This is a genomic window from Natrinema saccharevitans, from assembly GCF_001953745.1.
GTDB classification, from domain to species: Archaea; Halobacteriota; Halobacteria; order Halobacteriales; family Natrialbaceae; genus Natrinema; species Natrinema saccharevitans.
In genome coordinates this window covers 1,871,899-1,895,040 of record NZ_LWLN01000001.1, presented here as the reverse complement: position 1 = coordinate 1,895,040, position 23,142 = coordinate 1,871,899, and the positions used below count along the sequence as shown (strand labels likewise).

At 67.9% G+C, this 23,142-nt stretch carries 21 protein-coding genes and 1 tRNA gene; 5 read left to right on the top strand and 17 right to left on the bottom strand.

The window, feature by feature from the left end:
- Positions 1-241: 241 nt before the first annotated feature.
- On the top strand, positions 242-1,084 hold the full coding sequence (locus tag A6E15_RS09630; protein WP_076145816.1) for a hypothetical protein: 843 nt from the start codon (positions 242-244) through the stop codon (positions 1,082-1,084).
- 280 nt (positions 1,085-1,364) lie between these two features.
- Positions 1,365-2,642: a hypothetical protein gene (locus A6E15_RS09625; RefSeq protein ID WP_245800553.1), complete on the top strand. Its 1,278-nt coding sequence runs from the start codon at positions 1,365-1,367 to the stop codon at positions 2,640-2,642.
- 195 nt (positions 2,643-2,837) lie between these two features.
- On the opposite strand, the gene A6E15_RS09620 is transcribed toward A6E15_RS09625, so the two are convergent.
- From A6E15_RS09620 to A6E15_RS09595, 6 genes are all read right to left on the bottom strand, one after another.
- Positions 2,838-3,308: a hypothetical protein gene (locus tag A6E15_RS09620; RefSeq protein WP_076145812.1), complete on the bottom strand. Its 471-nt coding sequence runs from the start codon at positions 3,306-3,308 to the stop codon at positions 2,838-2,840.
- A gap of 103 nt (positions 3,309-3,411) precedes the next feature.
- Positions 3,412-4,173, bottom strand: a complete 762-nt coding sequence (locus tag A6E15_RS09615; protein ID WP_076145810.1) for an enoyl-CoA hydratase/isomerase family protein — start codon at positions 4,171-4,173, stop codon at positions 3,412-3,414.
- A 124-nt stretch (positions 4,174-4,297) separates the two neighbouring features.
- Complete coding sequence (locus tag A6E15_RS09610; protein ID WP_076145808.1) at positions 4,298-4,963, bottom strand: helix-turn-helix domain-containing protein; 666 nt, start codon at positions 4,961-4,963, stop codon at positions 4,298-4,300.
- A 132-nt stretch (positions 4,964-5,095) separates the two neighbouring features.
- A complete protein-coding gene (locus A6E15_RS09605) occupies positions 5,096-6,028 on the bottom strand; it encodes an ABC transporter permease (RefSeq protein ID WP_076145806.1) in 933 nt (310 codons plus the stop codon).
- Positions 6,025-6,978 (bottom strand): extracellular solute-binding protein, encoded by a 954-nt coding sequence (locus A6E15_RS09600; protein ID WP_076145804.1) that lies wholly within the window; start codon positions 6,976-6,978, stop codon positions 6,025-6,027. The genes A6E15_RS09605 and A6E15_RS09600 overlap by 4 nt, the downstream gene beginning before the upstream one ends.
- 249 nt (positions 6,979-7,227) lie before the next feature.
- Entirely contained in the window at positions 7,228-7,779 is a 552-nt protein-coding gene (locus A6E15_RS09595) for a molybdopterin-guanine dinucleotide biosynthesis protein B (protein WP_076145802.1), read from the bottom strand.
- Between the two features lie 276 nt (positions 7,780-8,055).
- Here A6E15_RS09595 and A6E15_RS09585 point away from each other — a divergent pair, with 276 nt between their 5' ends.
- Entirely contained in the window at positions 8,056-8,940 is an 885-nt protein-coding gene (locus tag A6E15_RS09585) for a universal stress protein (protein ID WP_076145798.1), read from the top strand.
- Between the two features lie 232 nt (positions 8,941-9,172).
- On the opposite strand, the gene A6E15_RS09580 is transcribed toward A6E15_RS09585, so the two are convergent.
- Positions 9,173-9,246, bottom strand: a tRNA-Lys gene (locus A6E15_RS09580).
- A gap of 230 nt (positions 9,247-9,476) precedes the next feature.
- On the opposite strand from A6E15_RS09580, the gene A6E15_RS09575 reads away from it, so the two are divergent.
- Entirely contained in the window at positions 9,477-10,931 is a 1,455-nt protein-coding gene (locus tag A6E15_RS09575) for a DHH family phosphoesterase (protein WP_076145796.1), read from the top strand.
- 22 nt (positions 10,932-10,953) lie between these two features.
- Here A6E15_RS09575 and A6E15_RS09570 read toward each other — a convergent pair whose 3' ends face one another.
- From A6E15_RS09570 to A6E15_RS09525, 10 genes are all read right to left on the bottom strand, one after another.
- Positions 10,954-11,247: a PRC-barrel domain-containing protein gene (locus tag A6E15_RS09570; RefSeq protein WP_076148291.1), complete on the bottom strand. Its 294-nt coding sequence runs from the start codon at positions 11,245-11,247 to the stop codon at positions 10,954-10,956.
- A 90-nt stretch (positions 11,248-11,337) separates the two neighbouring features.
- On the bottom strand, positions 11,338-12,108 hold the full coding sequence (locus A6E15_RS09565; RefSeq protein ID WP_076145794.1) for an enoyl-CoA hydratase/isomerase family protein: 771 nt from the start codon (positions 12,106-12,108) through the stop codon (positions 11,338-11,340).
- An 87-nt stretch (positions 12,109-12,195) separates the two neighbouring features.
- Positions 12,196-13,338, bottom strand: coding sequence for a phosphotransacetylase family protein (locus A6E15_RS09560; RefSeq protein WP_076145792.1), 1,143 nt, complete (start codon positions 13,336-13,338; stop codon positions 12,196-12,198).
- On the bottom strand, positions 13,335-15,446 hold the full coding sequence (locus tag A6E15_RS09555) for an acetate--CoA ligase family protein (RefSeq protein ID WP_076148289.1): 2,112 nt from the start codon (positions 15,444-15,446) through the stop codon (positions 13,335-13,337). Before A6E15_RS09555 ends, A6E15_RS09560 begins: the two co-directional genes overlap by 4 nt.
- A gap of 543 nt (positions 15,447-15,989) precedes the next feature.
- Positions 15,990-17,009 carry a metal ABC transporter permease gene (locus A6E15_RS09550; protein ID WP_076145790.1) on the bottom strand — a complete coding sequence of 340 codons (1,020 nt, stop codon included), beginning with the start codon at positions 17,007-17,009 and terminating at the stop codon, positions 15,990-15,992.
- Positions 17,010-17,011: 2 nt separating this feature from the next.
- Positions 17,012-17,749, bottom strand: a complete 738-nt coding sequence (locus A6E15_RS09545) for a metal ABC transporter ATP-binding protein (protein WP_076145788.1) — start codon at positions 17,747-17,749, stop codon at positions 17,012-17,014.
- A complete protein-coding gene (locus A6E15_RS09540) occupies positions 17,746-18,774 on the bottom strand; it encodes a metal ABC transporter substrate-binding protein (RefSeq protein ID WP_076145787.1) in 1,029 nt (342 codons plus the stop codon). The genes A6E15_RS09545 and A6E15_RS09540 overlap by 4 nt, the downstream gene beginning before the upstream one ends.
- Before the next feature lie 237 nt (positions 18,775-19,011).
- The gene (locus A6E15_RS09535; RefSeq protein WP_076145786.1) at positions 19,012-19,434 is read right to left on the bottom strand and encodes a hypothetical protein; all 423 of its coding nucleotides are present in this window, start codon (positions 19,432-19,434) and stop codon (positions 19,012-19,014) included.
- A 279-nt stretch (positions 19,435-19,713) separates the two neighbouring features.
- Positions 19,714-20,880, bottom strand: a complete 1,167-nt coding sequence (locus A6E15_RS09530; protein ID WP_076145784.1) for a YhjD/YihY/BrkB family envelope integrity protein — start codon at positions 20,878-20,880, stop codon at positions 19,714-19,716.
- A 62-nt stretch (positions 20,881-20,942) separates the two neighbouring features.
- Positions 20,943-21,902 carry a carbohydrate kinase family protein gene (locus tag A6E15_RS09525; RefSeq protein WP_076145783.1) on the bottom strand — a complete coding sequence of 320 codons (960 nt, stop codon included), beginning with the start codon at positions 21,900-21,902 and terminating at the stop codon, positions 20,943-20,945.
- Between the two features lie 98 nt (positions 21,903-22,000).
- Between A6E15_RS09525 and A6E15_RS09520 the strand changes: the two genes are divergently transcribed.
- Complete coding sequence (locus A6E15_RS09520) at positions 22,001-23,131, top strand: hypothetical protein (protein ID WP_076145781.1); 1,131 nt, start codon at positions 22,001-22,003, stop codon at positions 23,129-23,131.
- Positions 23,132-23,142 lie beyond the last annotated feature (11 nt).

Genomic DNA, 23,142 nt, shown 5'->3' with positions numbered 1-23,142 from the left:
TCCGCTATCGCCGTCGGATTTTCACGTTCGGACCACTATCCAGAATACCTAAGTATTCGCCGGCCGTATTCCGACTCGTACATGTCACGTACCGTCAAAGTCGTACTCGCCCTGTTCGTCATCGCCGTCCTCTACAAGGTCGCCTTCAGCGGCTCCTCGGACGTCGAAGTCGACTACGAACCGACCGAAGAATAGCGCTCGATTCCGAACGGCTTACGGGTGCGGGGCCGGACACTGAGGTATGTACGGCGTCGTCACCCGTAACGCCGAGGAAGTACGGTGGCCGGAGTTCGACCGCGGCTTCTACGAAGTCAAAGACGTGACCGGCCGGTCCGCCGAACCGATCGAAGACGGGGTGAACATGGTCTCGTGTTTCGGCGACAACGCCGCCGCCGACGCCGACCCGTCGCTGGTCCCCGTCGACGACATGGGCCGGCCGGCCGACCGCGAGCGACAGTACTTCGACTGGGCCTACATCTGCCCCTCCCGGACGGATTACCGGGACGGACTGCTCGAGGTCATCGACGACTGCGTCGCCGAAAACGAGGACGTCCGCCTCGACGACGTCGGCTTTCCGCGCGCGGAGTACTGTCACTGCGGCGTCTGCGAGCAGGCCTTCGCCGAGAGCGAGTACGACGACCGCATGGCCTGGCGGGCGAGCGTCATCACCGACTTCGTCGCCGAGGCCGCCGACCGCATTCCCGGCACCGTCTACATGACTCTCTATCCCGATCCGTACCCGGGGCATCTCTACGAACGGGCCGGCATCGACCTCGAGGCCGTCTCCGAGTACGTCGACGAGTTCGTCGTCCCGCTGTACGACACCGCCTACGGGACGACCTACTGGCTCGAGACAATCGCGAAGGGGTTCGACAGCGCGCTCGAGACGCCGTTTAACATCGAATTGTACGCGGTAAACGTCGATATCGAGAACCTGATCCACGCCCTCGAGGTCGCCGAGGAGTACGCCGAGGGGGTCTTCTTCGGCTACGACGCGAGCAAGGGCCGCGCCGCGTTGCGCCGGATGCAGGCCGACGAACGCGAGGGCGTGACCCACGGCGAACCCGGCGACCCGGACGCGTAATCGGCGACTCCGCTCGCGTCCGATGGGGCGGCGACTCTCGTCGCGCCACGCCTAACGAACAATTGTGCGCTTGGATAGCGTCGTTGTGAGTGATTACTGCCGCCGGTCCCGTCTTCCGGCCGACGGTTCGCGGCCGCGTCGCCGGGCGCCCGGTTTTCGGAGTTACGAACGATTGGGGGCTGGCTTCGGGTCGGAACCGACGCCGCCCTTTATCTGCGTCTCGGTCGCGCTCTCCCGTGACTGAGGAGCGCCGGCGGTAACCGCGTCCTCAGGTGACACGATGACAGACCACCGGAGCCAGCAATCCACGGACCGGATGGCGGAGTCGACGATCGAACGGAGTCAACGGACCATGGAGCGGTTGATCGACCTCCAGCGGAACATGGCGGAGATGACCTTGAGCGCGCTCGAGTGGGGCGAAAGCGCCCAGCGACAGGGTATCGAGCTGACGCAGTCGATGCTCGAGAGCGCGCCGGGACCGCAGTTCACCGAGTCGATGATGGAGCGCTACCTCGAGGGAATGGAGGCGATCGTGCCGGAGATGGAGCAAGCGATGGCGGAGGGGACCCAGGCCGTCACCGACCCCGAAATGGCCGGCGCTGCCGGAACGGGACGCTCGAGCGATCGGCCCCGTACCCAGGAGTCACGGGGCCGGCAGTATCGAGGCCGGCGAGGAGGCAACGAACCCGGATGGACGACGGGAGGACGCCAGCGGCCGTCCCCCCAGTCGATGGCCGAGCAGCCACAGCCGAGTCAGCAATCGAGGGGTGGACGCCAGCCGACCGGCCAGCGCCGGTCGACGGGCGGCGGGCAACGATCGACCCAGCAGCCGACGAGCGCCAAGCACCGATCGGCCCAGCCGATGGCCGGACAGCAATCGAACCAACGGCGACGCGACCGACAGGCCTCGAGCGATCGCTCCCGGTCACGGCGGCCCCGGCAGTCCGCCCGATCCGGCGATCGGTACCCCGAGACCGGGGACTGGGTCACACCACGGGAGTACGGCGGCGAATCGACGGGAACGACCGAGTACCAGCAGCGGCCGCTGTCGGCCGCGCCGAATCCGTCACCGGCGGACGGCTCTCGAGCGGTCGACGGGCAGTCACGGGGAGGTGAAACCGGGCCCCGACAGGAGTCCCAGCGAGGTCCGTCGTCGACCGGGATCGAACGGGGCCAACAGGGGGGACGACGGGGACAGCCGCGGGAACCGCAGCCACGACCCACGGCCGACTCGCAGCGGGGACACGGCCGGTCCGGTGAGTCGATGGGGGGCGGCGACCGATCCCGCGCCGCTCGAGCGAGCGACCGACCGGCGGAGGGCGGACAGCCGGGGCCGGGACCGGAACGGACCGAGCAGGGACGGCTTCGGGATCAGTACGCGCGGCGGGCCGACACCGATCGGGCCGAGAGCGAGCAGGGTAGTATCGATCGCGGCGAGGGAGCCGAACCGGAGCGGTCGTCGGAGCGACGCAGGAAGGCGGACACGGACGCGCAGTCCGACCAATCCCGGCCGCCGACCGAGCGGAGGGTCACCGACGAATCGCCGGAAGAAGAGTGAGTCGCGTGAGTTCCCCGCCGACGTGAGAACTCGCGGTTCGCCGCTTGCGGAACGGCCGCGAGCTCCCGGTAGTGGTGTGGGTCGCACTCGAGAGCGACGGCATCGAACGGAGACGAAAGAACTCAACCGCCGACTGACTGCCGTCCGCCCGGCGGGCGTCGAAACCCGGCTGTCGCGGTCCGGCGGATGGGTCGGTTAGCGAGTGCTGCCGGCGCGGTCGTCGTCATCGTCGCTGAGCAGTTCCTCGTCGTCATCGTCGTCACCGATCAGTCCCTCATCCTCATCGTCGCCCATGAGCGGGTCGTCGTCGTCCCGACGGACCGCTCTTTCGTCGTCGGTCCCGCTGATGTCGTCCCCGTCTCGATCGATGCCGCGGTCGGGATCCGCGTCGGTGGCACCGCCCGTCCCGGCCGAGCGGCCGCTCGAGCGATCGCCCTCGAGGTGGATCGCGTCGTCGGTGATGTGACCGACCGCCGCTTCCTGCAGCGGGTAGGTGTCCTCGCCGCTGTCGGTCCAGCCGAGCGCCGCCTTGATCGAGTCCGTGATGCCGGGGTCGGGTTCGACGTGGGCCGTCCCGTGGTCGACGTCGACGATCATGCCGACCTCGTCGCCCGCGTCGTTGACGACGTCCTTGCCGATGTCGTCGTCGGTAAACTGAAGGGACATTGCGATTCGTTTGACGGTCGGTTCGCGCAAGGCCGTGGTGCTTGCGGGTGCTTGCGGTCGGTTCGGGCACGGAAACGGTCCGCGGCCACCGACTTCGAACGGGCTAGAACTCCGGCTCCCTCTCCTCGAGGAGGGCAGCGACGCCCTCCTCGTGGGCCTCGGACGTCCGGGCCTGGGACTGGAGCAGGTTCTCGTAGTCCAGCGCGTCGTCCCAGGAGCGCCCGAGGTTCTCGTGCATGGCCTGTTTCATCAGCCCGATCGTCTCCGTCGGGCCGGCCGCGAGCGAGTCGACGGTCTCGGCGACGCGGTCGTCCAGTTCGTCGGCGGGCACCGCCTCGTTGACCAGTTCGAGGTCGGCCGCGCGCTCGGCGTCGAAGAACTCGCCGGTGAAGGCCAGTTCCTTGGCCGCCCGCAGACCGACGACGTGAGGCAGCATGACGGTGCCGCCGGTGTCGGGGACGAGCCCGACCCTGACGAACGCACAGGAGAAGGTCGCGTCGTCGGCCGCGTAGGCGATGTCGGAGACGGCGACGAGCGATAGTCCGGCCCCGATGGCGTCGCCGTTTACCTTCGCGACGATCGGCACTCGGCACTCGAGCATCGCCTCGACGGCACGGCCGAAGGTTTCGGTGACGTTCTCGTACGCGTCCTGAGAGGTGTCGGGGGTCTCAGCCAGCATCTCGAGGTCGCCGCCGGCACTGAACGCCTCGCCCGCGCCCGTGAGGACGATCGCGTCGTACTCCTCGGGAGTTGCGGCCTCGATCTCGTCGGCCAGTTCGGCGGCCGTCTCGCCGGTGAGCGCGTTGAGCGCGTCCGGTCGGTCGAACGTGAGTCGCAACACGCCGTCATCGTCAGTGATTCGCATGCGACACACATGGGCCCCCCGGATAGTAACTGTGGGCGGTTCGCGGGCGTCACTCGAACGGCGAGTTCGCTGGTGGTCGAAAGCATCGAGTCGGCCGTCGCGGGACGACGCGGTCGGAGTGGAATCAGTTCGTGGGGATCGGCGGCGCGGCGGCGTCTTCCTCGGTCACGTTGAGTTCGGCGGTGACGAGGGCGCGGTAGGCCCGGCGAAGCCGTTCGGACAGGGCCTGGTGGGAGATGCCGAGTTCTTCGGAGAGTTCCTGCATCGAGACCTCGCGCGGGATCTCGAAGTAGCCGTGATCGATGGCCGCGACCAGCGTTTCGTACTGGCGGGCCGTCAGGCCACACTGGGAGTGGCTCTCCTCCGCGAGGTCGAACAGGCGGACGATCGTCGGCGTCACGTCGTCGTCGAGTCGGTCGTAGAGCGAACTCACGCTCTCGCGGTCGACGACGCGGATGCTGAGCAGCCACGTGCCGTCCGCGGCCGAGGCGCTCAGGACGGTGCCACCCTCCTCGAGGACGATCTCGAAGGGGTCGACGGTGTCCGGCTCGAACTCGATGTCGTAGAGCCAGCGGTCCTCGTCGCTGCTGATCAGGGAGTACCGACCGATCGCGTCGGCCTCCTCGAGCGCCGCTTCGATCTCGGACTGCGAGGGCCCCGCCAGCCAGAGCCCGTGTCCGCTCGAGGCGATTACCCGTTCCATCTCACACGTCAGGGAGGGGACGGCCTCGAACAGCTGACCGGTTCCGGTGCCGTCGGCCGGGATCTCGATGTCTGCGATGGATGTCATGAGTCTCGTTTCTCCGTACAGCGACGACGGCTATAACCCCACTTCCAAAGCACTTAGAAGCGGTTAGAGCGAATTACACGCGATCCGATCGTTTTCGTTCGAACTCGGCGGAAGCGCCGCCGTCGCCGTCGATCAACTCCGACGAGGGGTGCCGACCAGCAACTGCACGGCGACGACGACGATCACGGCGATCGCGAGCAAGGCGAGCGCGATCGGGACGATGGCGTCGATCCCGCGAGCGATGAAGGCGACGCGGATCCGGGTCGGCATCGTCCGCGGCGTGTACGCGACCATCATCGTCGCGCCGAACTCGCCGATCGCCCGGACGAACGTCAGGACGATCCCGGCGGCGATGGCGTTGCGTGCAAGCGGCAGCGAGACCAGCCGTATCGTCCGCAGTCGGCCGTATCCCATCGTTCGCGAGGCCTCCTCGAGGCGGGGGTCGACCCCGTCGAAGCCGGCGCGGGCGGTGACGACGAGAAACGGCGCGGCGACGAACGTCTGGGCGAGGACGACGCCGGCGACGCTGCCGGTCAGCGGCAACCCCACCGCCGCGGCGGCGGCCCCGATCGGCGTGTAGCGGCCGACGACGGTCAACAGCATGACGCCGCCGACGATCGGCGGGACGACGAGCGGCAACAGGACGAGTGCCTCGACCAGTCGCTTCCCGCGGAACGAGGCCCGCGAGAGGACGTAGGCCAGCGGCACGCCGAAGACGGTCGCGACGGCCGTCGAGACCGGTGCCGTCAGCAGCGACGTCGCGATCGCATCGCGGACCGCGGGATCGGCGAGCCCGGCGACGACGTCGACGCGCCGACTCCGGAACAGGAAGGCCGCGAATGGGACGACGAAGTACGCGAGCAACACCGTCCCGAGCAACGCGGGGACGGCCAGCCCGCCGGCGGTCCACGGTCGACGGACGCCGAACCAGCCGTGTCCGCCGCTCGAGACAGCCCGGCGCTCGCCGTCGTCGTTCGACGGATCCTCGGGCTCGCGGTCCGAAGCGGACCCGCGACCGCGATCGGGGACCGACGCCCGTTCGGGCTCGCGGCTCGAGGCGGTCACGGCGAGATCCCCTCCGGCGGATCGCCGTGGAACCGCGGCACGTCGTCGTCCACCCGCAGGCCGTGGTCGGTCAGCAGGGCCTCGTTCTCGAGCAAGAAGGAGACGAACGCCCGGCCGGCGTCCGGATCGTCGGCGTCGGCCGGGACCGTCGCGTTGTAGACGACGGGCGACCCCGTAACGGTGTGGCCGCGTTCGGTGGTGTAGCTCGCCTGCGCGTACCGGTCGGCGCGGGTGCGGCTCCCGAAGTTGTAGGCGTCGTCCAGCCGGCGGACGGCCGCGTCACGCTCGGTCGCCATGTTGCGGTAGGCGACGGCACAAGCTCGGTCACCGTTCTCGAGTCCGGCGAGCAGTCGAGGCTCGTCGGCGACGTGGGCGACGCGGTCGGCCATCGCCGCCCGGAACCCCTCGAGGCCGTGTTCGCGTTCGGCGAGTTCGAACAGGAGCAGCGCCCGGTAGCCAAGCGGGTCGACGTCGGGATCGCTGATCGCGATCTCGCCGTCGTCGGCGTCGGCGAAGACGTCGTACCACGGTTCGCCCGCCGCGAGCCGCTCGCCCAGCGTCGTCGTCGGCTCGTACGCGACGACGACCTCGTTGGCCGCGAACGTCGCGTCCCAGTCGACGTGGTCGGGATAGAGTCGGTCTCGGAGGAGGGCGACGTCGGCCCCGATCACGACATCGGGGTGTTTCGTCCCGTCGACGACCAGCCGCAACACGGCGTTCGTCCCGTAGTACTCGCCCGCGTAGCCGAACTCGGCGTCTGTCTCGAAGGCCGGGCCGACCCCGTTCTCGAACGCGGCTGCCAGGCTGCCCGCGGCGAGGACGCGGACCTCGTCGGCGGTGCCGAGACAGCCCGCCGTCCCGACCAGCCCCGCCGTCAACCCGCCCGCCGCGGCGAGTAGCGTCCGACGGCTCGTCGGGCCCGCCCCGTTGGTGTCGCCCTGACTTCGCATACGCTCCCTTCGAACACCACCGTAAACATAACTGGTTTCAGTTCTTATATTGTGGGAAAACAATCGAATATGGTTACGTGGCGTCGGCGAGCCGAACGGCGACGGCCGCTCGCGGCTTGCCGGTTCCGACCGCTTTACCGGACCGACACGCCAATCCGGTCTCTCGAATCGGCCGGATTCTCGCCGCTGTGTCCCGGGATACCTACAGGAGTTCGCAGTCGCGCCGGCACAGACTGACAGCGGTCCGTCTCAGTCCCCCGACTTGTTCGACCGCCGTCCACCAGTCGGTACCGCGAGCCCCGCGAGCGAGCGGATCGCCGCGAGGAGGTCGTCGATCGGGTCGTCGCCGCGGCCGACGACGGGCCCGCCGACCGCTTCCGGGTCGCGGTCCCCGACGAGAATCGTCGGCAGCGGCGCCGCGGCGAATCCCTCGACGATCACGGTGTCGTAACCCCGGTCGGCGAGGCGCTCGAGGGTCCGCGAGAGCGCCCGCAGTTCGGGGTCATCGGTCTCGAGCAGCGGTTCGTCACCGGTCGGTTCGGGTGGGTCCCGTTTCCCGCGGGTCGAGATATCGAAGGTGAGTTCCGGCGTGACCCCGACGACGGTTTCGGCACCGGCGCTCCGGTGGCGGTGGGTGTCCGTGCCGGGCGTGTCGATCTCGATGTCGTGGTGGATCGACTTGACCGTCGCGACGCGGCCGTCGGCGGCCAGTTCCGGAATCAGTTCCTGGACGAGCGACGTCTTGCCCGCGTCGCTCGGGCCCGCCAGACAGACGACCCGCAGCCTCGAGTCCTGACTCATACGTGTCCGTTTCGGACGGGGGTATAAGCCCCGTTTGGACCGGCTCCGGTTCAGTCCGTCCTCTCGCCGTCCCCGAGGTCGAACAGCCGGTTCGAGGCCTCGATAACCGCGTCGTCGCCGTCGCGGGCTCGCTTTCGCGGATCGCGCCGAGGTCGACGACCGTGACGGCCGTGACCGACTCGTGATTGGACGTCGTGTGCGTCTTTCTCCAGTATTGACCGTTCAACGTCGTATTCGACCCAAGGGTATTGGGACTCATGACACGAAGTAACACGCATGGGAAACGCAGACGAATCTCGACCGATACTGGTCGCGATCGGTAACCCCGACCACGCAGAGCAGTTGGTCCGAACAGCCGGCGATCTCGCCCGGGTAACGGATGGCCTCGTGCAGATCGTTTCCGTGATCGCCAAAGCCCGCAACTCAGCGTTTTCCCTGTATACCGATGAGACGATTATCGGGCAGTACTCGGGAACCAGTCAGGATATACTCGACAAAGCAACGACAGTCGCCCCTGACGATGTCACGGTAACGGGTGAGCTAATCGTCAGCCGATCGGTCGTTGATGGGATACTCACAGCCGTTGGGCAGACCGATGCACGCGCGCTCGTCGTGGGCTGGCAAGAGCGAAAACGCCGAACGGATGCCGTCCTCGGTACTACTATCGATCGACTCATCGAGCGGACACCGTGTGATCTCTATGTCGAACGAATCGGACAAGCGGCGAGCAGCGTCGATTCCGTTCTCCTGCCAGTGGCTGGCGGGCCTCACGTCCGTCCGGCAGCATCCGTAGCGAAGGCGATTGCTGCTCGCAACGATGCCGCCATACACCTCTTGTCAGTCGCCACTTCCGAGACGGACCTCGAGAGCGTACGCGAGTACATTGCAAGCGCACAACTGCAGCTCGAAGAAGCGCCCGGCCCCCAGGTTCGGACTGAGTCGGCGATTCACGGAGACGACGAGACGGTCGAGAGGATTATCGACGCCGCTAGTGATCACGACGTGATCGTTTTCGGAGCGACACGCCAGGGAACCTTGCACCGCCGTCTCGTTGGTTCGGTTCCGCGGACAGTCGTCCACCGAACTGACCGAACCGTACTTCTTGCCCGTGCTGGTGACGTTATCGACACTTCTGCGAACCGCTTCTTGCCGTGGGTTTGATAACGAAGCCGCCCGTTCCGACAGTGACGGCTTCTGTAGCTGACAGGTGACCGTATCAACCCGACGCCTGATTGCGATTAGTCCGTACTCCACGTCGCTAGCGCAGAAAGCGGGCCGGGCGCGATTTGAACACACGGTCGGACGTGCTCACTCCGTTGCGCGCGACCTCCCTGCGTTCAAGTCCCGACGGTTCCGTTACCTGTCGCTCACGGACTTGTTCGCGACAGGAAAGCGGGCCGGGCGCGATTTGAACACGCGACCGTCTGATTAAGAGTCAGACGCTCTGCCGGACTGAGCTACCGGCCCTGTACCTCCGACTTTCCGTCGGTCGTTAAAATACGTTTCCCTTGGTCGGTGCCATGGCAGTGATCCACGGGCGCACCACCTCGAGTCGTCCGGGTGGCTCTCGTACGGATGCGGTGTCCCGGTATCCGACAGGACGGTCGCAGGGACACCGGCACTGGCTGACAGCGGGCCGTCTCAGGACGTACCACTCTTCGGGAGGGTTAAGTGCGGTGGGTCCGACCACTCGGGCAATGAGTACGGGGGTTACGATCTCGTCCATCTCCGATTACGCTATCTTGGGTTGCGGAAGCGTGGGATACGCCGTGGCGGAGGAACTCGTCGAACAGGGCAAGGACGTGCTGATCATCGACCGCGACGAGAGCCGCGTCGAGTCGCTGCGCGATCAGGACTTAGACGCCCGCCGGGCCGACATCCGCGAGCCCGAGGCCGCGGAGTTGGTGGCCGACCGGGACGTGGTCCTCATTCTGGCCTCCGACGTCGAATCGAACAAACAGGCCGTCGAACACATCCGCGCGGCCGACGACAGCCAGTTCGTCGTCGCACGCGCGAGCGACCCCGTCTCCGGCGACGAACTCTCCGAACTCGGGGCCGACATCGTCATCAACCCCTCCTCTGTGATCGCCGAGTCCGCCCTGCGGGCACTCGAGTCGGGCGAACTCGAGTACAACGCGGGCAAGTTGGCCGACCTCGTCGAGGAGACGGCGACGCGGCTGGCGATCGTCACGCAGGACAGCCCCGACCCGGACTCGATCGCGTCGGCGGCGGCCCTGCAGGCGATCGCCGACCACCTTGGCATCGAGTCAGACATCATCTATCTGGGCGACGTGGGCCACCAGGAGAACCGCGCGTTCGTCAACCTGCTGGGGATCGATCTGGTCCAGTGGGACGAGATCGAGGACCACTCGGTCTACGACACCGTCGCCCTGGTCGATCACGGCACCGCGGGCGAGATGGAACTGCCCGTCGACATCGTCATCGACCACAACGAGTCCGAATCCGAATCGGAACCCGAGTTCGTCGACATCCGGCCGAACATGTCCTCGACGTCGACGATCATGACGAAGTACATTCAGGAGTTCGACATGAACGTCTCCGAGGAGGTCGCAACCGCCTTGCTCTACGGCATCCGCGCGGAGACCCTGGATTTCAAACGCGACACGACCCCCGCCGACCTGACCGCCGCGGCCTACCTCTACCCCTTCGCGAACCACGACACCTTAGAGCAGGTCGAGTCGCCGTCGATGTCCCCCGAAACCTTAGACGTCCTCGCGGAGGCGATCACCAACCGCGACGTCCAGGGGAGTCACCTCATCTCGAACGCCGGCATCGTCCGCGATCGCGAGGCGCTGACCCAAGCGGCCAGTCACCTGCTGAACCTCGAGGGCGTGACCACGACGGCGGTCTTCGGCATCGCCGACGAGACGATCTTCCTCGCCGGCCGCTCGAAGGATATCCGCATCAACATCGGGAAGGTACTCGACGACGCCTACGGCGAGATCGGCGAGACGGCGGGCCACTCGACCCAGGCCAGCGCGGAGATTCCGCTGGGCATCTTCACCGGGATCGAAATCTCGGAGGACACGCGCGATACGTTGCTCGAGCTGACCGAAGAGGCGGTCAAGCGGACGCTGTTCGACGCGATGGGCGTCGAGGGCGGGGGAAGCGAAGGCTCGAACGGAAGCTAAGCGCCGCGAAACGGAACCCCGATCAGGCCAGCAGTTCGTCTTCTTCCTCGTCGGGTTCGCGAACCCGTTCGACGACGTCGTTGATCAAGACGATGTCGCCGACCGAGCGGACCCAGCGGTAGGGAACGATGATGCCCTGCCCGGTTCGGGCTTCCTCGGCGAACAGTTCGCCGTTCAGGTTCGCAAGCGCGAGACCGGAGACGGCCTGGCCGTCGATGTTCAGGCGGAGATCCTCGACTTCGCCCACGAAGACGCCGTTGTTCGAGTAGACCTCGCGGCCGACGAGAGAGGTGATCTCTTGGGGTGTATCGTCCATGTCTGGCTCCATGCGGGGCGGACTCTTAATTCTTGGTCAGACGTGACAGTCACCGAGTCCAACGTGACCGACGGCGGCTCGAGCCTGCCGTCACTCGTAGTCGGGTTCCCGGCCCTCGCGGAAGGCGGCGACGGACTCGGCGAAGTCCGGATGGCGAACGCACTGTTCGTCGAGCGCGTGCCGATACGCCCGCCCGCGGGCGATCTCGTCGGCCCGGTGTCGAACCATCGCCCGCTTCGTCTGCGCGACCGCGTTCGGACTCCGCTCGGCGATCCGTCTCGCGACCTCGCGGACCGCGTCGTCGAGTCGGTCCGGGGCGACGACGCGACTGAAGAGATCGGTGTCGGCGACCGCCTCGGCCTCGAGGACGCCGCCGGTGAAACACAGCTCTCGGGCGAGTCCCTCGCCGAGTTCCTGACAGAGGCGCTCGAACGGCGGGACGATCCCCATTCGGATCTCGGCCGGACAGAGCGTCGCGTCGGTCGCGGTGATCCTGATATCACAGGCCATCGCGAGTTCGTAGCCGCCGCCGTAGGCCGGGCCGTTCACCCGTCCGATGATCGGGACCGACACGCCCTCCATGCGGGCGTAGAGCGCCGAGAAGGAGTCGAGGTAGTCGATCACGGCGTCGGGGTCGTCGGCTCGAGCGGCGAAGACGTCGACGTCGGCCCCAGCCGAGAACGTCCCGCCCGCGCCGGTGACGACGATCGATCGAACGGCGTCGTCCGCCGCGGTCGCCTCGATGCGATCCCCGAGGTCGGCGATGACGGCCGGTGACATCGCGTTGCCCGCGTCGGGGCGGTCGATCGCCACGGTCGCGTACCGATCCGCATCGTCGTGAGAAACGGTAACGTCAGTCATCCGTACGGGTCGACTGCGGCCAGCGACAAAAGCGAACCGTCCGAGCGGCCGCGACCGGCGGTGGGAGCGGTCCCGGCGGCTCCGGATTTACTCGAGGATCGAGTCGATGTCGGCGTGGTCCGACAGCAGTCGCTGCATGCGGTCGACGGTGTCGGCGGTGTGGGTCCGGCCGCTGCGGACGACGTCTTCCGCGCGCTCGACGGTGGTCAGCGTGTCCGTCCGGACCGACAGGATCGGGACACCCTTCTCCCGGGCCTGTCCCGTGATCGCGCCCGAGGGCCGATGGCCGCCGGTGAGGATGAGACAGCGGACGCCGGGGGCCTCGAGCGCCGCGGTGTGGATCTCGGCCCGGTCGCCGCCGGTGATGACGGCGGCGTCTCTCGTCCGGCGGAAGTGTCGCAGGGCGCTGTCTCCCCCCATCGCGCCGACGGTAAAGCGCTCGACGTAGTTCTCGGCCCCGTCCGCCACGAGCGTCTCGGCCCCGAGTTCGTCGGCCAGGTCCGCGACGGTCACGCCCGACAGTTCCCGTTCGCTCGGGAGGATGCCGTAGACCGGAATCCCCCGCCCCTCGAGGAACGGGACCACGTCCGTCTCGAGCCCGTCGTAGGCCGCGTCGGAGACGTCGTTGAAGACGACGCCGGCGAGTCGGTCGCCGAACCGGTCGGCGGCGGCGATGACGTCGTCGACGTCGGCCGGAATCTCGTAGGGGGCGACCAGCAGGACCCGGGCGTCGAGCAGTTCCGCCACGTCGGGGTCGGCGAGGTCGACGATGCCGCCGACGTCGTAGCGGCCGCCGCCCTCGACGAACAGTCGGTCGTGATCGGCCGATAGCGTCTCGAATGCCTCCGTCACGCGCTCGCGGAGTTCGGCGTCGTCCTCGCGGCCGCGGATCGCCTGCTCGATAAACGTCGGCGAGTAGACGACCGGCTCGAGGTCGTGGAGTTCGGCCTCTAACTCAAGCAGGTCGCGGGCGAGCAGCGGGTCCTCGTCTAGGGTCTTCCCGACGTTGCTCTGGAGGCGGGTTCCCTTCGGTTTCATGTAGCCGACGCTGTCGCCCGCGTCGGCCGCGAGTCGGGCCAACGCCAGCGTGATCGCCGTCTTGCCGGCGCTCTCCGCGAGGGAACTGACGAGCAGCGCGTCGGGGTCGCCGCGAACGGCGGCGGTCGCGTCGTCGGTGTCGGTGGTCGTCTCGTTGTCAGCGGTCGTGGGGTCGGGGTCTGGATCGGTCATGGGTCTGTCGTGTCGAGGTCGTCCGGATCGACGGTGAGCCGCAGGTCGATCGCCTGTACGCCATCGGGGCCCGCCACGAGCGGGTTGATATCGAGTTCGAGAATCGACGGGAAGTCGGTCACCAGCTGCGAGAGCCGCTGGATCGTCTCGACGACGCCGTCGACATCGGCCGGCTCGCGGCCGCGAGCGCCGCGCAACAGCGGCGCGGCCTGAATCTCGTCGACCATCTCGCGGGCCTCGCCCTCGCCGATCGGCGCGACTCGAACCGACGTGTCCTCGAGGATCTCGACGAAGATGCCGCCGAGTCCGAACAGGACGAGCGGGCCGAACTGCGGGTCGCGGTTCATCCCGACGATCGTCTCGGTCGACGCCTCGAGGTCGAGCAGCTCCTGGATCTGGACGCCGACGATCGTCGCGTCGGGCTGGTAGTTTCGCGCCCGCGAGACCACGTCCTCGTAGGTGTCGGCGACGTCCGCGTCGCTCACGCCGACCCTGACGCCGCCGATGTCGGACTTGTGAGAGATGTCGGGGCTGACGATCTTCATGACGACGTCGCCCTCGATCGACTCGGCGACCTCGCGGGCGCGATCCGGGTCGTCGACGATCTCGCCCTGTGGCGTCGGGATCCCGTAGGCCTCGAGCAAGTCCATCGACTCGACCCCGAGGCGGTTGTCGTCGCGGCGTTTCGTCCGAGCGAGGATCTCGCGGGCGCGCTCGCGGTCGACGTCGAACGTCGCCGGTTCGTCGATCGTCCGCTCGCGGATGTCCCGGAACCGCGCGAGCGCGTCGAGTCCCGAGACCGCACGCGAGGGGTCGAAGTAGTTCGGAATCCCGGATTCGCGCAGTCGCTCCTCGGCGTCGCGGGCCCGCTCGCCGCCCATCAGGCACGTGACGACCGGCGTGTCGTGGGTCTCGAGCTTCTCGATGACCGTCTCGGCCAGCTCGTCGTAGGAGAGGACGGCGGTCGGCGCGGCGACGACGACCGCGCTGCCGACGTTGGGGTCCTCGAGGGCGATCTCTAATGCCTCGCCGAATCGCTCGACGTCGGCGTCGCCGATCGCGTCGATCGGGTTGTAGACGTTGGCTTCGTCAGGCATCGCCGCGGCGAGTCGGTCGAACGTCCCGTCCGCGAAGTCGGCCATCTCGAGTGTCGAGTCGCCGACGGCGTCGGTGGTGAGGACGCCGGGGCCGCCGGCGTTGGTGACGACGGCGACGCCGTCGGACTCGGGTTCCGGCAGCCCGGCCAGCGCCCGCGCGGAGTCGAACAGTTCCTGCACCGAGCGGGCCCGGAGGACGCCGGCTTGCTCGAGGCCGGCCTCGTAGGCTCGTTCGCTGCCGGCGATCGCGCCGGTGTGTGAGGAGGCCGCCTGCGCGCCGGCGTCGGTGCGGCCGGACTTGACGAGGACGATCGGGGTGTCGGCGGTGACCTCGCGGGCGGCCTCGAGAAAGTCCTGCCCGTCGTCGATGTCCTCCAGGTAGCCGATGACGACGTCGGTGTTCGGATCCGACCCCCACTCGCGGACGAAGTCCGTCTCGTCGAGGACGGTCTTGTTGCCCAGCGAGACGACGTCACGGAAGCCGATCCCCTGTTCGTTGGCCCAGTCCAGCACGGCGGTGATGAACGCCCCGGACTGACTCATGAAGGAGATCGAGCCCTCGCGGGCGTCCTCGGGGCCGAAGGTGGCGTTCATTCCGTTCGCGGTGGCCATGATTCCGAGGCTATTCGGGCCGACGACGTTGAGATTGCGTTCGGCGGCGATCTCGCGCAGTCGCCGTTCGCGTTCGGCGCCCTCGCCGCCCGTCTCCGAGAAGCCGGCCGTGATGACGACGACGTTCTCGGTGCCGGCGTCGGCCACGTCCCGAATCGCCTCGATGACGATATCGGGCGGTACTACGACCACCGCCAGATCGATCGGCGGCGCGCTCGTCGCGTCCTCGTAACACTCGAGCCCGAGGACCGTCTCGCGCGAGGGGTTGACCGGAACGACCTCGCCGTCGAACCCGTCTCGCAGGTTCTCGAGGATCGCCCGACCGACCGCGCCCTCGCGGTCGGTCGCGCCGACCACGGCGACGGTCTCGGGATCGAAGAGTGCGGATAACCGTCCCATCGCTCGATGGTTGGCCGGGTAGCGTGTTAAGGATACGGCGTGTTCCCGCCGTCCGGTACCGCGCGTCGAAACGCCGCGCTCGAGGGGAGAGCGTCCCTCGGGGCGGTCGGAACCGGAGCCCCGATCGTCGCGGGACGACCGTCCGACCGCGGCGACCGTCGCCCCGAGCCAGTAACACAGCACCAGCCCGCCGTACAGCAGGAAATGAACCGGGCTGTCCGCCGTCACGACCGCCTCGAGCAACGCCATGCCGACCGCGTAGGCGATCACACTGCCGGCGACGAGATCGGCGAGCGGGACCGTGAGACGGACGGCGGCGACCGCGCCGCCCCCGCCGGCGAGCAACGCGACGAGCGCGAGGGTCAGTGGCTCGCCCAGCACGTCCGCGACTCGAGTCCAGTAGACGTCCCCGGGCGGCCAGAGGACGTAGCCGAGGGCGAACGCAAAGACCGCGCTCGCGAGGAGGTTCCACGAGCGGCGTCCCATACGCGATCGTCGACCCGAGAATACGTAGAGGCTGTGGCTGAGACCCACGCTCGAGACTCAGCGCGTCGAGATCGCAGCCGTCGAGCGACTCGAGGCGAGGATCGCGAGCAGGTAGCAGGCGATGGCGACGACGACGATCGAGCCGCCGGTGGGCAGCCCCTGCGAGATCGAGAGGGCGAAGCCGCCGACGACCGCGACCTGTCCGACGAGGATCGACAGGGTCAGCGTCTCGCGGAAGCTGTGGGCGACCTGCGTCGCGGCCGCGACGGGCACGACCAACATCGCGGCGACGAGGATCACGCCGAGGATCTGCATCGCGCCGACGACGACGACGGCCGTCATCACGATCAGCAAGGTGTTGTACCAGGTGACGTTGAGCCGCGCGACGCGGGCGGCCTGCTCGTCGAAGGTGATGAAAAGCAACTGTTTGTAGGTCGCGACGGTGACGAGGACGACGACGACGCTGATGACGGCCATCAGCCGCGCTCCCGAGGGGGTGACGACCGAGATGTTCCCGAAGAGATAGCCCTCGACGTTGAACCCGGTCATTCCGCGGCCGTAGCTGATGATGAGCGTCCCGACGGCGAAGCTCCCGGTCAGCATGATCGCGATCGGCACGTCGCCGTAGGTGTCGGTCCGCTCGGCCAGCCACTGGACGCCAAGCGCCCCGAGGATGCCGACGACCAAGGCGACGAGCATGAGCGAACCGCTCCAGCCGGTCATCGAACTCACCACGAGCCCGACGGCGACGCCGGCGAACGCAGTATGTGCCAGCGTCTCGCCGATCAGGGCCATCTCGCGGTGGACGAGATAGGTGCCGACAAGCGGCGCGACGACGCCGATCAGGATCCCCGTCGCGATCGAGCGCCACATGAAGGGATGGTAGAAGACGTTCGTCCCCAGGTAGTGATCGAGCCACCAGCCCGCGATCCGGGCCTGATCGTAGATCACGTTCACGACCGGATACGAGCGGAGCGCGTCGATCGCCAGCAGGCCGACCATCGCCACCGCGAGGACCGCGGTCAGGCCGATCCCGACGCGCTCGAGCCGTCGGCGAAGGGGAGAGCGAGTCGACATGGTCAGTGGTGGTGGTGAACGACCTGGCCGCTCGCGCCGTAGGCCTCGGTCAGGGCGTCGCTTTCGACGAACGATTCCGTGTCGCCGTGGTGGTAGAGTTCGGTGTTGATACAGGCGATCCGGCTCGCCCGATCGGTGACCACGCCGATGTCGTGTTCGATCAGGATGATCGTGATCCCCTCGTCGTTGAGCGACTCGAGCAGCTGGTAGAAGGCGTCGCGTGACTCGGCGTCGACGCCGACGGTGGGCTCGTCCAGCGCCAGCAGGTCGGCCTCGGAGGCCAGCGCCCGCGCGATGTAGGCCCGCTGGCGCTGGCCGCCCGAGAGCGCGTTGATCTGTCGGTCCGCGAGGTCGGTGATGCCGACCGTCTCGAGGGCGTCGTCGACGGCCGCGTGATCCGCGTCGGTCAGCCGGCCGTGGCCCGCGTGGGCGAACCGACCCATGGTGACGACCTCGCGGACGGTGACCGGCATCGAGCCGCCGCCGCTGGTCGCCTGTTGGGAGACGTAGCCGATCCGCTCGCCGTCCTCGAACGACGACACCGGCTCGCCGAACAGCTCGATCGAGCCGCTGTCGGGGCTGCGCAGCCCGAGCATGAGCTGCAGCAGGGTCGTCTTGCCCGAGCCGTTCGGGCCGATCAGTCCCAGGAAATCGCCGTCCGCGACCGTCAGCGAGACGTCGCGGACGGCCGGCTGCTCGCCGTAGGCGAAGGTCACGTTCTCGAGGTCGACGACGGTCACTGTGCGTCTAATACCTCTCTGAGCGCGGGGAGGTTTATTTCTTCCATTTGCTCGCGGTACCCCCAGCCCTCCTCCTCCCACGTCGAGAGGGTTCCCGAGAGGTGGCTCAACGGCATCGCGTCGGTCGCGTTGCTGTCCCGCAACAGCGTCTCGACGAGCTGGGGATACTCGTCGTCGGGCGCTTCGAAGGGGTCGTAGAGGACCGTCTCGATCCCCTCGTCGTCGATGAGCGAGATCGTCTCGGATATCTCCCCCGACGACGGCGATTCCTGGGGCGAGACGCCGACGGGCGTGTGCAGCTCGAACCCGTATCGATCCTGCAGATAGGTAAAGGAGTCGTGGCCGGCGAAGACGGCGGTCCGGCGGTCGGCCGACTCGAAGAGGTCCTGCAGTCGCTCGTCCAGCGACTCGAGGTCGTCGACGTACGCCGCGGCGTTTTCCTCGTAGGTGTCGGCGTTGTCCGGATCGGCGTCGGCCAGCCCGGTCGCGATCGTGTCGACGATCTCCCCCGCGATGACGGGGTCGAGCCAGACGTGGGGGTCGTAGTCGGTCTCGTCGTGATCGTGGCCGTCGTGGTCGTCGCTTCCGTTCTCGTCGTGATCGTTCCCCTCGTGCCCCCCGGTGTCGACCTCGTGGCCCCACCCGAGGAGTCGGTCTTCCAGTCCCTCGAGGCCGTCGATCACCGCGACGGTGTCGTAGTCGGACTCGAGCGTCGCCGCGAGGTCCTGGGCCCACGAGAACTCGGGCGTATCGAGGTAGACGAAGGCCCCAGTGTCGGCGACGTTTCGGGTGAGGTCCCCGCTCGGTTGCCAGCCGTGGCCGGCCTCACCGGTGCCGACCGGGTTCTCGAAGTCGATCGCGTCGCCGCTTACTCGCTCGGCCCAGTCCCAGAGGGTGAAGAAGGCCGCGTAACCGGCGTCGATCTCGGCGCTCGCCGGGTCGATATCGTCGAGACAGCCGGCGATCGCTCCCGTCGCGACCGTGCCGGCTCCCGCTTTCACCAGCGCGCGTCGTGTCAGCTTCATACCCGAACGTCGGTCCGTCGGGGTATAAGGGTTATTATCTCACTATCCTAGATTATTAACAATCGGCGTCGTTGACGGCGTCTGTTAGCAAATCGTGGTGGAATAGCGATCCGAGTTACTAGCGGCGAGTCGCGGACGGTGAGCGTCGCGTCGGTCAGACGGCCCGCTGTAAGTCATTTCCGGTGCGACCGCAGGCCGTGTCGCGGTCGCACCGGTACATCGGTACAGCAAACCGTATCACTCGAGCGAGACGGCGAGTTCGACCCCGTCGCGGCGGCGGTAGGCGGGCGGGTGGGCCGGCTCGGAATCGCGGACCACCTCGAAGGCGTCGAAGCGGATCACCAGTCGGCCGGGATCGATTGTCGCCCGGAGGACGGGGCCGCGGCTCGTCACGACGACGTAGGGCGGTCCCGCGACGGGGCGGGCCCGCAGTTCGTGGCCGGTCGCGTCGACGGCACCGGCGAGAACGCCGGGCAGGCGCTCGAGGATGCCGGTCTCCTCGAGCGCCCGGTGGAGCCCGTCGGTGACGGCGTCGACGTCGGTGGTCCGGGCGGTATCCCAGGGCTCGGCGACCGCGTCGGCACAGGCGTCGATCGCGCTGACGATCGACGCGTGGTCGCGCTGGACGTACCGCCGGGCGGCCCGGACTGGATGGGACACGGGTTTCGGTGGGGTGGGGAGCCACTAATGCGTCTCGACTCCGTTTTCGAATCTCGGATACGACTGGCTGAGTGGTGTTTTGGACCGGGAGCGTCGAGAACGGTGTCCTGCTATCGTGGCAACACGGAGAGACCACACCCTCCCCAGCCGATTCGCTCGCGCAATGTCATCGGCCACCCTCACTATCGTTCGGGCGGCCGACAGCGCGCGCCACCGCAATATGGATCTGTCAGTCCGGAGCGAGACGGAAATTACCTCGGAACTGTGTGCCTATCAGTCCTATTCGCTCCGGTCCTCGAGGACGCCGACGTTCAGCGTTCGGACTCGCGAAAGCACGCCGCGCAGTCGCCCCCGCCACGACGAGCTGCGGCTGGACGCGAGTTCGCGCCGGAGCCGTTCGTTTTCCTCGGTGAGGGCGCGGTTTTCGGTCTCGAGGGAGTCGACCCGCGACTCGAGGTCGTCGACGCGGTCCTCGAGCCGGTAGCGACGGCTGCGCTGGGCCTCGCGGTCGTTCCGTAACTGATCGCGTTCCCGCCGCAACTCGGCCAGTCGCGCCTCGAGGCGCTCGCGTTCGCGCCGGCCGTCGTCGACGAACGGCTCGCGCTCGGCGTCCTCGGGGATGCCCTCGAGCGACTCGTCCTCGCTCTCGTCGGGATCGATGTCGATGTGGCCGGAGTGTGTCGCGTTGACGACGGCCCCGACCAGCAGGATCAGCCCGCCGAAGTACAGCCACGTGAGCAAGAGCAGGATCGCGCCGATCGGGCCGGCCGAGTCGGAACTGCTCGAGACCGCGACGTAGACCTGAAAGAGCGACTGGAGAAGCGCCCAGCCGACCGCGGCGACGACGACGCCCGGCAGCACCTGGCGGACGGAGAGGTCGGCGTCGGGAAAGCGGTAGTACATCGGGAGGAACGCGATCGTCAGCCCGACGACGAGCAACAGCGGGTTCAACAGTCCGAGGAAGGGGATCGTCGGGAAGAAGGCAAAGGCGATCGTCGTCAGGGCCGCGGCGACCAGCGCGACGCCGACCGCGCCGAAGACGACGGCCCCGTCCTGGAGCTGATCGACCAGCGAGTTCTCGTCGGTCGTGGCGTAAATCTCCGAGAAGGCGGTGTCCAACCCGCGGAAGATTTTCAGCGACCCCCACAGGAGCGCGACGAGTCCGATGATCGAAGTCCCGACGCTGCCGGTGTCGCCCTCGATCCCCTCCTCGAGCAGTACCTGGCCACTCTCGGGGAGAAAGCCCTCGGTGACCGACGACACCTGCTGGGCGAGCCCCTCGCCGCCGACGAACGCGACGAGGAAGAACACGAGGATCAGCAGCGGGAGCAGCGAGATGAAGGCCTGATACGCGATACTGGCCGCCATGAACGTCACGTTCTTCTCGCTGATCCCCGTCACGACCGACTTCGCGAACGGGACCGCGCCGCGGACGTTGATACCCATACGCGTTCGTCCGACGCAGTTCCGGATACCACTCCGGCTTGCAACCACACGGGCCCAGCGCGTCACTCTCCCTCGAGCAGCGCCGCGACCTCGTCGCGGGTCGGCAGCGCGGTCATTCCGCCTCGGCCGGTGGTCGCCCGCGCTCCGACCGCGTTCGCGAACGCCACTGCGTTCTCGAGGTCGTCGCCGTCTCGCAGGGCGGTGATCGCCCCGGCGACGAAGGCGTCGCCCGCGCCCGTGGTGTCGACGGCCTCGACCGCGAATCCCGGATGCTCGACCGTCGCCGCCGGCCACGGTGCGTCCGCGCCCGCGACCGCAACCGCGCCCTCGCTGCCGCGGGTGACGAACGCGGTGTGGACCGCCCCCACCTCGACCGCGGCTCGAGCGAGCGCCGTCGCGGACTCGCCCTCGAACCCGAGCGCCTCGAGTTCCGAGACCGTCGCGAGACAGACGTCGACGTGTGCGAGCGCGTCCCCGACCACGCTCGCGACCGTTCCCTCGTCGGGCCACAGTTCCGGCCGCAGGTTCGGATCGGACGAGACGGTGCAGTCGGCGGCCGCGGCCCGCTCGAGCAGGTCGAGCGTCGCCTCACGCGCGGAACCGCTCGAAAGGGTCACGCCGCCGGCGTGGACCCACTCGCAGTCCGCGAGCGTCGCGTCGTCGATCCGCCCCGGCTCCAGGCGGGTATCCGCGGTCCCGTCCCGGTAGAAGGTGAACTCGCGGTCGCCGATCTCGTCGTGAGTCACGAACGCGAGGGTCGTCTTCGCCCCGGAGTCCCGCTCGACGAACCGGTCGGGAATCCCGTAGTCGGCCAGCGTCCGCTCGAGATACCGACCGAACGGGTCATCGCCGACGCGGGTCCAGAACAGCGGTGGCTCCTCGAGGCGGACGAGCGCGACGGCGACGTTCGCCGGCGCACCGCCGGGGCGGCGTTCGAAGCCGGGGACGTCCTCGAGCGACCCCGCTCGCTCGGGGACGAAATCGATGAGCGTTTCGCCGGCGACGAGGACGTCGTGGGGCATGCCCGCGTCTTCATCCGCAACGGCGTAATTCCTTCGCCGTTCGTCGGCGGGATCGGGATAGTTATATATGCCAATGATTTCAAATCGCAGCCATTAGTATGGAACGCACTCACCGACGGAAACTACTCGCGACGACCGGCGCGGGACTCGCAGCGTTCGGTGCCGGGTGTCTCGGCAGGTTCGGCGGCGAAGACGACGAGAGCGACGACGCCGAGTCGCCGACCGAGGACGGCGACTCGACCGTGACGCCGCTCGAGCGATGGGTTCCGACGTCGGGAAGCGAGGAACTGCTGTTTCACTACCGCGATCTCACCGCGCTCGAGACCTACGAGGACGCCCTGCAGGCGTCCGTAATCGAGGCCGTGCCGACGCTCCCGGACGGCGACAGCGCCGCGGTGGTCGAAGCGGCCGCCGACGGGACGGACGCGATCGACTCCGTTCTCCGGTTCGGCTCGGAGGGCGTCGTCGGCAACGTCGTCGTCGACGGCTCGTTCGACCCCGACGCGCTCGAGACGGACGGCAGTTCGTCGGTCGGCGAGTTCGAGACCTTCGGGCGCGACGATGTCTCGGTCGCCGTCTCCGAGGAGACGATCGTCGTGAGCCCGGCCGACGGCGCGGCCCTCGAGGCGATCCTCGCGGCCGGTATCGAGGGGGCCGATCGCCGGATCGATTCGCACGGGAACTTCGCGCAGTTGGTCGACCGAGTCGGCGACAGCACGTTCCTGTGGGGCGAATACGAGGGACGCGACGATGGTGTCGGAGCCGTCTTCTCGTGGGAACTCGGTGCCGAGCGGGCGGCGTATTCGGGGATCGCCGTCTACGCCGACGCCGACGGGACGGACGAGTTCGAGGACGCGATGGCGGATCGGTCCGCCGACCTGACGGTCGAAACGGACGGCAACGTCGGCGTCGCGACGAGAGTCGTCCCGGTCGAGGAGTACGAGTATCGGGACTTGTTCGCCGAACGCGGAAGCCAGCCGACGGAGCCGTACGCGGGGGTCAGTCTCGATACCGACCGGAAGCCGAACGCTGTCGTCGTGATGTATCACTCGAGCGGCACCGCCGATCGGGTCGAGGTGCGCGACGAGAGCGGGGTTCGCGTCGAGTTGACCGAGGTCGGCCAGGCCGAGACGATCGAGTACGAGTCCGGGACGTCGGCGACGATTACCGTCGTCGCAGTCAGCGGCGACGAGGAGAGCGTCCTCATGACTGAAACCGTCTCGTTCTGAGAGGCGGCGGG

Bases quoted from the DNA above. Each gene is read 5' to 3' on its own strand.
- A6E15_RS09630 (WP_076145816.1), top strand. From the start codon at position 242: ATGTACGGCGTCGTCACCCGTAACGCCGAGGAAGTACGGTGGCCGGAG.
- A6E15_RS09625 (WP_245800553.1), top strand. From the start codon at position 1,365: ATGACAGACCACCGGAGCCAGCAATCCACGGACCGGATGGCGGAGTCG.
- A6E15_RS09620 (WP_076145812.1), bottom strand. From the start codon at position 3,308: ATGTCCCTTCAGTTTACCGACGACGACATCGGCAAGGACGTCGTCAAC.
- A6E15_RS09615 (WP_076145810.1), bottom strand. From the start codon at position 4,173: ATGCGAATCACTGACGATGACGGCGTGTTGCGACTCACGTTCGACCGA.
- A6E15_RS09610 (WP_076145808.1), bottom strand. From the start codon at position 4,963: ATGACATCCATCGCAGACATCGAGATCCCGGCCGACGGCACCGGAACC.
- A6E15_RS09600 (WP_076145804.1), bottom strand. From the start codon at position 6,978: ATGCGAAGTCAGGGCGACACCAACGGGGCGGGCCCGACGAGCCGTCGG.
- A6E15_RS09595 (WP_076145802.1), bottom strand. From the start codon at position 7,779: ATGAGTCAGGACTCGAGGCTGCGGGTCGTCTGTCTGGCGGGCCCGAGC.
- A6E15_RS09585 (WP_076145798.1), top strand. From the start codon at position 8,056: ATGGGAAACGCAGACGAATCTCGACCGATACTGGTCGCGATCGGTAAC.
- A6E15_RS09575 (WP_076145796.1), top strand. From the start codon at position 9,477: ATGAGTACGGGGGTTACGATCTCGTCCATCTCCGATTACGCTATCTTG.
- A6E15_RS09570 (WP_076148291.1), bottom strand. From the start codon at position 11,247: ATGGACGATACACCCCAAGAGATCACCTCTCTCGTCGGCCGCGAGGTC.
- A6E15_RS09565 (WP_076145794.1), bottom strand. From the start codon at position 12,108: ATGACTGACGTTACCGTTTCTCACGACGATGCGGATCGGTACGCGACC.
- A6E15_RS09560 (WP_076145792.1), bottom strand. From the start codon at position 13,338: ATGACCGATCCAGACCCCGACCCCACGACCGCTGACAACGAGACGACC.
- A6E15_RS09555 (WP_076148289.1), bottom strand. From the start codon at position 15,446: ATGGGACGGTTATCCGCACTCTTCGATCCCGAGACCGTCGCCGTGGTC.
- A6E15_RS09550 (WP_076145790.1), bottom strand. From the start codon at position 17,009: ATGTCGACTCGCTCTCCCCTTCGCCGACGGCTCGAGCGCGTCGGGATC.
- A6E15_RS09540 (WP_076145787.1), bottom strand. From the start codon at position 18,774: ATGAAGCTGACACGACGCGCGCTGGTGAAAGCGGGAGCCGGCACGGTC.
- A6E15_RS09530 (WP_076145784.1), bottom strand. From the start codon at position 20,880: ATGGGTATCAACGTCCGCGGCGCGGTCCCGTTCGCGAAGTCGGTCGTG.
- A6E15_RS09525 (WP_076145783.1), bottom strand. From the start codon at position 21,902: ATGCCCCACGACGTCCTCGTCGCCGGCGAAACGCTCATCGATTTCGTC.
- A6E15_RS09520 (WP_076145781.1), top strand. From the start codon at position 22,001: ATGGAACGCACTCACCGACGGAAACTACTCGCGACGACCGGCGCGGGA.